The sequence below is a fragment of the Flagellimonas hadalis genome, assembly GCF_007785775.2.
Classification (GTDB): Bacteria; Bacteroidota; Bacteroidia; order Flavobacteriales; family Flavobacteriaceae; genus Flagellimonas; species Flagellimonas hadalis.
Map to the genome: position 1 here is coordinate 336,996 of NZ_VNIK02000001.1, position 12,126 is coordinate 349,121.

The 12,126-nt window shown below is 44.5% G+C and carries 5 protein-coding genes; 1 reads left to right on the forward strand and 4 read right to left on the reverse strand.

What is annotated here, in order from left to right:
- Window positions 1-87: 87 nt before the first annotated feature.
- From FOT42_RS01355 to uvrA, 4 genes are all read right to left on the reverse strand, one after another.
- Entirely contained in the window at window positions 88-2,028 is a 1,941-nt protein-coding gene (locus FOT42_RS01355; protein ID WP_151888775.1) for an OmpA family protein, read from the reverse strand.
- 12 nt (window positions 2,029-2,040) lie between these two features.
- Entirely contained in the window at window positions 2,041-2,994 is a 954-nt protein-coding gene (locus tag FOT42_RS01360; protein ID WP_151888776.1) for a PorP/SprF family type IX secretion system membrane protein, read from the reverse strand.
- A gap of 50 nt (window positions 2,995-3,044) precedes the next feature.
- On the reverse strand, window positions 3,045-7,874 hold the full coding sequence (locus FOT42_RS01365) for a gliding motility-associated C-terminal domain-containing protein (protein WP_151888777.1): 4,830 nt from the start codon (window positions 7,872-7,874) through the stop codon (window positions 3,045-3,047).
- Window positions 7,875-8,450: 576 nt separating this feature from the next.
- A complete protein-coding gene (gene uvrA, locus FOT42_RS01370; protein WP_151888778.1) occupies window positions 8,451-11,228 on the reverse strand; it encodes an excinuclease ABC subunit UvrA in 2,778 nt (925 codons plus the stop codon).
- Window positions 11,229-11,478: 250 nt separating this feature from the next.
- Here uvrA and FOT42_RS01375 point away from each other — a divergent pair, with 250 nt between their 5' ends.
- Window positions 11,479-12,060, forward strand: coding sequence for an RNA polymerase sigma factor (locus tag FOT42_RS01375; RefSeq protein WP_151888779.1), 582 nt, complete (start codon window positions 11,479-11,481; stop codon window positions 12,058-12,060).
- Window positions 12,061-12,126 lie beyond the last annotated feature (66 nt).

The window sequence follows — 12,126 nt, forward strand, 5'->3', positions numbered from 1 at the left end:
ACCAAGTAATATCAATCAGCGTGCCAAAAAAATGGATAAAACTGCAACCTTCTATTTATCAGAAAGTTGCAGTCTGCTTAGGATGGTTTAATTCTTTATGAGGAACATGGACCGTCTATTGAGTTGATGGTCTTGTTCTGAACAATTTACCCCATTGGAACATTTGTTCATCAATTGTGATTCGCCATATCCCTTGGCGGTCAACCTGTTCCTGTCCACTCCTTTTTTCACCAACCACTCTAATGTGGATTTGGCCCGTCTGTCGGAAAGTTGCATGTTATAACTATCATCTCCTCTGGAATCGGTATGGGATTCTATATGGATGACCAATTGAGGGTATTCTTTCATCGCCTGCAGAATCTTGGCAAGTTCCACTTCGGCATCTGGTCTGATATTGTGCTTGTCAAAGTCAAAATAAATGGGTTGTAGATCCAGTCGGCATCCCAGGTCATTGACCGGACAATCGGGTGGGGTAAGGGCCAGATCTACCTGTGTGGCCATCATTCCAACTGGTGTGGTCAAAGTCTTTTCCTTGGGTTGGTAGTCCATTTCATTGTTGGAGGCCCTAACAGCGTATTGTGTGCCGCAATCGGCTATGCCCTCAAAACTGTAGGCGCCATTGCTTTGAACGGTCTTTTGGGAAACAACCTCATTGTTTTCATCCAAAAGGGTGACCAATGAGCCTTCAAGGGGTCTACCGGTTTTTTCATCAGTGACAATTCCTTTGATGATGACACCACAATTCTCATTGAAGGCATATATATCATCGGAAATACTGCCTTCAATACCTTCCCTATTGGAGGAAAAATAGCCTGTTTTACTGGATTCATCTATGATGAAACCAAAATCATCCTGGCTGGAGTTGATGGGGGCTTTCAGGTTGGTCACTGTTTTGAACTGACCATTGCCGTTCAATGAAACCACAAAAACATCAAGTCCGCCCAGACCCATATGCCCATCACTGGAAAAGTAAAGGTTATCATTTCCACTCACAAAGGGAAAGCTTTCCCGCTCTTCCGTGTTGATTTTTGGCCCAAGATTAACGGGTTGACCATATTGTCCGTTCGCCATGATGTCCACATACCAAAGATCTGATCTTCCAAGGGAACCTTCCATATCCGAAGAGAAATATAATCGGGTCTCATCATTGTTCAGTGCAGGATGGGCCACAGAATATGAATTGCTATTGAATGGCAATTCTTCCACATCTCCCCAAGTATTATCATCTTTTTTAACGGCCTTGTATATTTTCAGGCTGACCAGACGTTTTTTGTCCCTTTTCTTTTTACCATCGATGTAATTGTTCCGCGTAAAGTACATGGTCTTGCCATCTTTGGTGAATGTGGCAGAGGATTCATGGTATGGGGAGTTGATGTCACCATGAAGTGCCACGGGATTTTCCAAAGTTCCATTTTCCCCTATTTCTGCCTCAAAAAGGTCCAAATAGGGGAGACCGTTCCAATCATGGGTCTTGCCTCCTTCGGTATTTTTGGAAGAGGATGCAAACACAATTTTGTTGCCGTGGAAAGTAGGTCCAAAATCTGAACTGGAAAGCCCCTCGGTGATGTTTATGGCCCTATACTTGCCAGCTTTTATATCTGTCAGGTCCTCTAGGGAAACCATGGTGTTCTGCAGGTTTGCAGCCACCTTGCTGTTACCGGACAAGGCTGTATATTTCTCCATCATTTTTTCAGACTCACTATACTCCCCAATGGTTTTCAACGATTGTGCCGTGCGGTAATAATACTCCGGTTCCACCTCATCGGGATAATTTTGCACCAGTTTTTTGTACCATTTTGCCGCTTCGGTATACTCGCTGTTGAAATAATAGGTGTCCCCCAATTTCTTGAACACTTGTGCAGATTCATAGCCATCTTCCACAACGTTGAGATATATCTTTCTGGCATCGATGTAAGCGTAGCTGTCAAACTGCTCATCCGCTTTTTTGACCTTGCCTTCTTGTGCACTCAAAATACTGATGGACAAAAGTGCAATCAGTGTGATGTATCTTATATTTCCTGTTTTCATCCTAAACTATTTTTAAAAGAACCTTGGGGTTACTATCCTGTCCGATCTGTTGAAAATATCGAAGCGGAGAAACACCTCATAGGAGCCGTCACTATACCGTTCGATGTTTGTGGATTGGTAATCGTAGGCCAATCCTGCAAAAAAGGAATCTGTGATTTGAAATCCAGCCATGGCACTTACGGAGGCGCTCCATCTGTAGGATGCTCCCAAAGTGAACTTTTCATTGATCAAGAAATTTGCGGACATGTCCCATTGCAATGGTGAACCACTTACATATTTAAACAATGTAGCAGGTTTGAACTTCAAGTTTTCGTTCAGGTCAAAAACGTAGCCAGCAATCAAGAAATAGTGCAAACGCTCAATGGCAATATCATTTACATTGGCATTTTCCAACGAACTCTCATCATAATGCTTGGAATTCAGAAAATTTGGAACGGATAGCCCTGCGTAGAATTTATCGGTGTAGTAGTACATTCCCGCCCCGACCTGTGGTTGTAGCCTATTATCCACATTGTTTTGGAAATGGGGGTCATTGGCATCAAAGATGTTGAGTTTGCTGTAATCTACATCCAACATGTCCAGACCCGCCTTCAACCCAAGCACCAGTTTGGCTTCATTGAGAAAACGGATGGAATAGGCATAGTCCACCGCCACGTTGGATTCCACTGCGGGGCCTATCCTGTCATAGACTACGGAAAGGCCGAGTCCCATGTTATCATAGAGCCCCACCGGGGAATTGACCGTAAACGTTCCCGTTTCCGGAGAACCTTCAAGGCTTACCCATTGGGTTCGGCCCAGTAATCCAAAGCTTAACGCCTCCCTAGAACCTGCATAGGCAGGGTTTACGACTTGGGTATTGTACATATATTGCGTGTATTGTGGGTCCTGCTGGGCAATACCGGAAAACAGGACAGCAAAGAGGGCAAAGGCAGATAGCCAAAGGTTCCTATGTTTGTTCAAAATCATCTTCTTGTCTAAAAATTCTTGGTTTTTCATTATTGAAATGCTCCGTTGTATTAGTCCCTATTGATATATAGGTATCCTGAGTAGCTATCTTTTCCTGGATTGGTCCCTGTGAAGGTCAATATGTAGAAATAGGTGCCGCTTGGGAGTTCCTTATCCTTTTGGAAAGTGGCCCTACCTTCAGAGATGCCATAGAACAGATTATTGCCTTGGCCATATTGCTCGCTTTCATAGACCAGCACTCCCCAACGGTTGTATATCTTCAATTGGTTATCCGGATAGTTTTCGATGCCGAGTATTCGGAAATAATCATTGGAGCCATCGCCGTTTGGTGTGATACCGTTGAAGATTTCAAACCCTATTGGAGTACCACCATCCGTACAAGCGTCACTTGGAACAATGGTTTCTGTCATCTCGTTTTCAGTATAGCTGTCATTGTCGGACAAATCCATCAACTGAATATCAAATCCAACTGGTTCCCCAGTAACAACGGCTTGGTTCAAAATGTTGCCATTGTCAATATCAGCTTGTACTAGGTAATAGTTGGCTTCGTATGTCCAGGTTTCGTTGGCGGACAGGATACCGTCGTTGTTGTCATCACTTCCAATTACAGGACCTGTGACCTGACCACCCAAGAATGGGTCCATCAGAACTATGTTATCAATTGAAGCACTTGGACTATTATTCGTTACAGTAAAGGTGTAGCGTACTGTTTCGACACAACCATCAGCATTGGTATCCAGAAGTACCCCTTGTTTGATAAGGCCTAGACTGGCACCTCCATTGGTACAGGCATTTGCTGGAACAGGTGTACTAGTGGGTTCATTTTGTGCCAAACTGTCATCATCCGATAGGTCGAAGACTTGGTTATTGGATCCTTCGACGACCGCCGTTACAGTAGCTTGGTTAACCACGACCCCATTATCAATATCATCCTGTGTAATGGCATATACAACTTCATACGTCCATGTCTCTCCTACGGAAAGGATGCCATCCTCGCCCTGATCGCTGCCTGAAATAGGACCTAACACATTATTTCCCAATAATGGATCCTGTAGGGAAACATCCACAAGATTTGTGCTGCCCGTGTTGGTAACTGTGAAGACATAAATGATACTATCAATACAAGCATTTTCATCGAGGTCCACATTGATGAGCGTTCCTTCTTTGATCAATCCAATACCTGCCCCGCCATTGGTGCAGGCATCATTAGGAATTGCTGTGCTGGTCATCTCGTTTTCCAACAAACTATCATTATCCGACAGATCGAAAACCTGATTATCAAAGCCGACAGGTTCCGCAGTCACCGTGGCTTGGTTGTTGATCACGGCATTATCGATATCCTGTTGTGTTATGGCATATAGGGTTTCATAGATCCAAGTCTCCCCTACGGAAAGAATACCATCATCATTTGTATCCGTTCCATTTAGGGGTCCAGGTATTTGACCTCCAAACAATGGATCTTCCAAGGAAACTTGATCCAAGTCGATACCGCCCGTATTGGTCACGGTAAAATTGTAAAGCACACTTTCGACACATCCATCCCCATTGATGTCCATCAAGTTGCCTACTTTGATGAGTCCCAATGTGGCCCCGCCATTGGCGCAAGCATCATTAGGAATTACTGTGCTGGTCATCTCGTTTTCCAACAAACTATCATTGTCAGATAGGTCAAAAACTTGGTTGTTAAAGCCAACAGGTTCAGCGGTCACCGTGGCTTGGTTGTTGATCACGGCATTATTGATATCCTGTTGTGTTATGGCATATAGGGTTTCATAGATCCAAGTCTCCCCTACGGAAAGAATACCATCATCATTTGTATCCGTTCCATTTAGGGGTCCAGGTATTTGACCTCCAAACAATGGATCTTCCAAGGAAACTTGATCCAAGTCGATACCGCCCGTATTGGTCACGGTAAAATTGTAAAGCACACTTTCGACGCATCCATCCCCATTGATATCCACCAATATACCTACTTTGATAAGTCCGATTTGGGGGCCATCGGTGCAGGCATCATTGGGAACAGGCGTCTGTGTTGGAGTGTCCTCCAAAAGACTATCATCATCGGACAGGTCCTCCACCAAGGTGTTCACATTGGTAAATCCTGTTGCTGAGGCTTGGTTGTTGACAAAAGTATTGTTGATGTCTTGTTGCGTAATGGCATAAAGTGCCTCATACGTCCATGTTTCCCCTACGGATAGTACACCATCATCGTTGGCATCCGTTCCATTGACAGGACCGGGTATTTGGCCTCCGAACAAGGGGTCTTCTATAAAGACCCCATAGAGATCCACATCTCCCGTATTGGTCAAGTTGAAGGTGTAGAGTATACTTTCCATACAACCATCGGCGTTCACATCAATGACCAATCCTTCCTTGATCAGTCCCAGTCCTGGATTTTGGCAATGGGCCAAACTTACCACTGTTGGGTCGTCTTCTGTTGGGCTGTCATTATCCGATAGGTCGGATGCTGTTTCGCCAGGTTGGCCTTGAACATCAGCAATCACGTCAGCTTGGTTGATTACCTGTCCATTTATAATATCTGCCGGGGTGATGTTATATGTAGCGTTGTATATCCATATTTCGCCCGGATCGAGGAAAGTATCGTTGTTGTCATCCCCTGAGTCTGGACCTGACAGAGCCCCACCCAAGAGAGGATCATTGAGAACTATATTTTCCAATGTATAGATCCAACTGGAGTTCACCACTTCAAAACTGTATTGGATTACATCACAACCCTGCCCTCCCGATATGGATAATGCTTGTCCTGTCTTGATCACGTACACCCCTGGGTTGCACGGTGACAAATCGACTATGGTAGGTTCATCTTCCAATGGGCTGTCATTATCCGATAGATCGAAAACGGTTTCACCTGGCTGTGCTTGTACATCAGCAGTTACCGTAGCTTGGTTTAGCACCTGCCCGTTTGTAATATCCGCCTCTGTAATATCATAATTGACCGTAAATGTCCATGTTTCGCCTGGGGCCAATATGCCATCATCGCCTACATCCTCGCCTGGATCTGGACCTGTCAAATCTCCGCCCAACAGTGGATCATTGACGACTACATTATCGAGGGAAAAGATCCAACTGGAATTGACAACCTCTATCGTATATCGGATGATATCACAACCTGGGGCCCCTGAGAAATCCAGAGCCTGTCCGGTCTTGATTGCGTAAACACCAGGTTGGCAAGCGGAAAGGTCAACAATGGTCGGGTCGTCTTCCAGAGGGCTGTTATCATCGGAATCATCCGAAACCATGACACCTGGAAGGCCTTGCACATCTGCAGTGACCGTCGCCTGATTGACCACTTGTCCATTTGTAATATCTGCTTCCGTAATATTATATAAGGCAGTATAAATCCAGGTTTCATATGTTTCAAGTATATTATTGTTATTGGTATCACCTGAATCCGGTCCTGGTAATACCCCGCCCAAGAATGGATCATTAAGGACAACAGTGTCCAAGTCATAGAAGATACTGGTATTGTTTACTTCAAAGGTATATTGGATCACATCACAACCAGGGGCCCCTGAAAAGTCCAGAGCTTGTCCCGTTTTGATCAAAGATATACCTGCTTGGCATGCCGAAAGGTCTATTACTGTAGGTTCATCCTGCAACGGACTGTCGTCGTCGGATAGATCAGAGACAATTACATCCAGAAAACCTTGTACATTGGCTGTTGCTGTGGCTTGATTGACCACTTGACCATTGTCAATGTCATCTGGGGTAATGTTATAGATTGCAGAATAGAGCCAAATCTCACCTGGATCAAGAAGTCCATTAGTGTTAAGATCGCCGAAATCAAGGGTGGGGGAGGTATTTCCCAGTAACGGATCCACAACCTCCACATTATCAAGCGCAACATCACCTTCATTGGTTACTGTAAACTGATATATGATAATGTTGCATCCAGGCATACCACCATCAATATCCGCAACGGCTGTTCCAGCTTTTACAATTGAAATGGCTCCTTGGCAAGGGGTAAGATCTAGTACTGTTGGGTCATTTTGCAACGGACTGTCATCGTCGGAAAGATCAGATACCACGATACCCGGAAAATCTTGAGATCGAGCTGTTACCGTAGCTTGGTTGACTACTTGTCCATTTATAATGTCTGTTGATTGAATGTTATAAACCGGAGGTGTATATATCCAAACTTCTCCTGGGTCAAGGAACCCCACGTTATTGTCGTCTCCAGAACTTGGTCCACCCAAGTCACCTCCAAGAAGTGGATCGTTAAGCACCACGTTTTCCAATATTTGAAAGGTTCCTTCATTGGCTACCTGAAAGCTGTATTGCGCAGTGGTACAGTTTGCCCTTCCAAGTATTTTGATGACAGATATTGCTGGTTGGCATGCGGTCATGTCCAATGCCGACTGTACCGAATCAGAGACCGTAACGCCAGGTTGTCCCTGAACATCTGCAATGACATTGGCCTGGCTGACTATCTGTCCATTGATAATGTCATCCTCCAGAACAGTATAGAAAATGGTATAGGTCCACACCTCATTGGGATCCATTTCATTGTCATTGTTGATATCACTTCCTGGGTCTGGCCCTACTATTGGAGGCACACCGAGAAGGTCAACATCTACCATTATGCCACCCAACACTTCAGCATTGGTACTGGTGTTGGTAACGGTAATCGTGTATTCGATACGGTCACAGCCTGGCCCTCCCGACAAGCTTCTTGCAACACCTGTTTTCACAATGGAAATAGAAGGAGCGTAAAGTTCCTCTTCCATATTGAGGTTTGGGGTCTTGTCCCGATTTGCCAAAAGACCCCCAAAGTAGATTGTTGATATCAAGAGGCCCAGTAAGGCCCAAATTTTTTTAGGTTGTCCCAAGGGTAGTTTCTTAAAACCGATTTTTTTCATAATATTTTTTTGGTTTGGAAGAATTACAATTACTCATTGCCCGAACCCCTTTATACTTTTGCATGGAATTGGTTATGAGGCAATAAGCAGTTTATTTACAATTGAATGTTATAGGTCTTTCACACCTTAAAAATTCTGTGCAAATGAAGTGAATTGAAAAATTGGAAAAGGTGTCCAATTGATGGATGGGCTAGCTGGATTGATGGATCTAGGGTTTGGATCCACGGATGAAAAATGGGAAATCGAAATAAAGGGTTGGGCCTTGGAATTTGTAGGACTTTTAATTCAAATACATGAGATCAAGTAGGCAGTAACCTTTCCCATCCATACCAAAAGGAAGAATTCCCTCCCAATATTGAGATTTTTTTGAACATTCCGTGTCTTCAGAATATAAAGTATGGGGCTATGATGTAATCCAAGCGCCAATGATTAGTCAGGACCCAAAAGCTCAAGTCCAAGTTTCAAGTTCAAGGTTAGGCAGATCAGTAGGTAGTTTGCAAAATAACTCAATAACAAATAACTCAATAACAGAATAACCTAGATCTATTCTCTATTGTCTAATTTCTATCGTCTATTTTAGAGCTTCTCCCTCAAATAGCTGGCTGTATGGGAGTCCTTGTTCTGGACAATTTCCTCCGGGGTACCCTCGGCGATAAGGTGTCCACCATCTTCCCCGCCTTCTGGCCCAAGGTCGATGATGTAATCTGCACATTTGATGAGCTCGATGTTGTGCTCGATCACAATGATGGAATGTCCTTTGGCAATCAGTTCATCGAATGATTTCAATAATTTTTTGATATCGTGGAAATGAAGTCCGGTCGTAGGTTCATCAAAGATGAACAGGGCCTTTTCCTTCGTGTTTCCTTTCACCAGAAAAGAGGCCAGTTTGATACGCTGTGCCTCGCCGCCGGAAAGGGTGGAGGAGGACTGCCCCAAGGTAACATACCCCAGTCCCACATCTTGCAGTGGCTGCAATTTGCCCACGACCTTGTCCTGCTTGTGTGCCTCGAAATGGGCAATGGCATCATCAATGGTCATGTTCAGGATATCATCGATGTTTTTACCTTCAAACTGCACTTCCAAAATATCTTTTTTGAAGCGTTTGCCATTGCACACATCACATTCCAAATGCACATCGGCCATAAACTGCATTTCTACGGTGATCTCACCTTCTCCCTTACATTTTTCACAGCGACCTCCGTCCACATTGAATGAGAAATGTTTGGCCTGATAGCCTCGTAATTTGCTCAGCTTCTGCGATGCGAAAAGGTTTCGGATGTCATCGTAGGCCTTTATATAGGTCACAGGATTGGAACGTGAGGAACGCCCGATGGGGTTTTGGTCCACAAATTCCACATGCTTGATGTGCGAATATTTTCCCTCAACGGAAGTAAACTGACCTGCCTTTTCACCATATCCGCCCACTGCCTGAAGGATGGTGGGGTAGAGGATTTTTTTGACCAAGGTACTTTTCCCACTTCCCGAAACCCCAGTGATCACGGTAAGCACATTCAGTAGAAAAGTGACATCTATATTTTTAAGGTTGTTCTCCCGTGCCCCTTTGATCTGGATGTAGTGTTTGGAATTTCTACGCTCTTTGGGCACGGCTATTTCCAAGGTTCCGTTCAGATAGGCAGCGGTAAGCGAACTGGACTTCAAAATGGCTTCCATGTTGCCCGTGGCCACGACCTCACCACCCAAGGTACCCGCTTCAGGGCCTATGTCGATGATTTCGTCCGCAGCTTTCATAATGTCTTCATCGTGTTCCACCACAATGACGGTATTGCCCAAATTCCGAAGGGATTTCAGCACCTCGATGAGATTTTCAGTATCCCGGGGATGAAGGCCAATGCTGGGTTCGTCCAAAATATACATGGAACCCACCAAACTGCTGCCCAGCGAAGTGGCCAGGTTGATCCGCTGGCTTTCCCCTCCGGAAAGGGTATTGGATTTTCGGTTGAGGGTAAGGTAACCTAGCCCCACTTTGTCCAAAAACTCCAATCGGGTGGTGATTTCCTGAAGCAAGCGTTTGGCAACCGTCCTATCGTGTTCCGAAAGTTGAAGCTCCCCAAAAAAGGGCATCAACCGTTTGATGGGCAGTTCAATAAGGTCTGAAATGGATCTTCCGCCCACTTTTACATAATCGGCCTCTTTGCGGAGCCGTTTCCCCTTGCACACGGAACACTTGGTCTTTCCCCTATAACGGGAAAGCATCACACGGTTCTGTATTTTATAACTCTTTTCTTCAAGTTGTGCGAAAAATTCATGGATCCCTGTAAAATGCTCATTCCCGTCCCAGACCAATTGTTTTTGTTCCTCCGAAAGTTCAAACCAAGGTTTGTGAATGGGAAAATCAAAGGTGTAGGCCGAGTTTACCAACTGGTCCCTGTACCAACCCATACTTTCTCCACGCCAAGGAAAAACAGCGTTTTCATATATGGAGAGAGCAGTATTCGGGATCACGAGATCTTCATCGATGCCGATGACATCCCCATAGCCTTCGCACTTGGGACATGCACCATACGGATTGTTGAAGCTGAACAAATGCACATTCGGTTCCAAAAATTTCATGCCGTCCAGTTCAAACTGGTTACTGAAGGATTGGGTTTCCCCGGTTTGAAGGTTCTCAATGGCGCAGACCCCTTTCCCTTCAAAAAAGGCATTGTCCACCGCATTGGCCAATCGGTTATAAAAATCCTCATCGTCCTTTACAATGATCCGGTCCACCACAAGGTCAAACTCCCTTCCAATATCGTTGGGAGCCTGGTCTATCCGTAAGACCTCACCTTTATATTTGATACGGGCATAGCCCTGCTTGGAAAAAAGCTCCAACGATTTGATGGCATCTCTATCCTCTTTAATGGTGACCGGGGCCAAAAGCAATAGTTTGCTTCCCTCTTCCAATGCCTTAATATGGTTGATGACATCCGATACCGTATGCTTCTTCACTTCCTTGCCAGAAATGGGGGAAATGGTCTTGCCGATGCGGGCGTAGAGCAACTTTAGGTAATCATAGATCTCCGTGGTGGTCCCTACCGTTGATCTCGGGTTGGTGGAATTCACCTTTTGCTCAATGGCAATGGCAGGGGCTATACCTTTAATATAATCCACCTTGGGCTTGTCCAGCTTGCCCAAGAACTGGCGGGCATAGGAGGAAAGGCTTTCCACATACCTCCGTTGGCCTTCCGCATAAAGGGTATCGAAGGCCAAGGTGGACTTGCCCGAACCCGATAGCCCGGTGATCACCACCAGTTTGTTCCTGGGGATCACCACATCTATATTTTTCAGGTTGTGCAGTTTGGCACCTTTGATAATGATGTGCTGCTTGGGATCGAGGTCAGTTATGGCCGCCATGTGTTAAAATTAGGGTCTCAAAGATACGATACACAACACTTAATACGTATATTGCACCAGTTAACATATAAAATTTAGCAACTCACAACATAGTTTTTTAGGTCGCCTACCTAAATATCTATATTTGAAGTGTAATTAAAAAACTGAATAGGCCTATACAGCATAATTACTTTTTAAGATTAAAAACTAAATACCTGAAAATCTTTCCTGAAAGGGAAGGGTGATGATTTTAACCAAAAAAGTAATTTGTATGGAACTACAGATTAATGACTCGATTTTAGTAAAGAACTACATTGCCGGAGATGAGAAGGCGTTGGAAATACTCATCAACAGGCACAACCAACGAATCACCAGTTTTATTTATTCAAAGGTCATGGACAGGGATGTTGCAGAGGACATCTTCCAAGATACTTTCATTAAGGTGATCAAGACCCTGAAAAGGGGATCGTACAGTGAAGAGGGCAAATTTCTTCCCTGGGTAATGCGGATCGCCCACAACCTGATCATAGACCACTTCCGTAAGAACAAAAGAATGCCCAAGTTCGAAGGCAGTGATGACTTCAACATCTTTTCCGTGATCAAGGATGAAAAACTGAATGTTGAGAAACAACTCATCAAAGACCAGATCGAGAGCGATCTTACCCTTTTGATCGAGGAATTGCCCGAAGACCAAAAAGAAGTGCTGATCATGAGGATCTACAAGGACATGAGTTTCAAGGAAATCTCCGAAAACACTGGTGTCAGCATCAACACGGCCTTGGGTAGAATGCGCTACGCACTTATCAACTTGAGAAAAATCGTTGATCGCAAGAACATCGTTTTAACGAATTAATAGCGCATTACGTCGAACGTTGCAATATTTCCATTTTACTGGCGTTATCTATTTGAAACATTTACG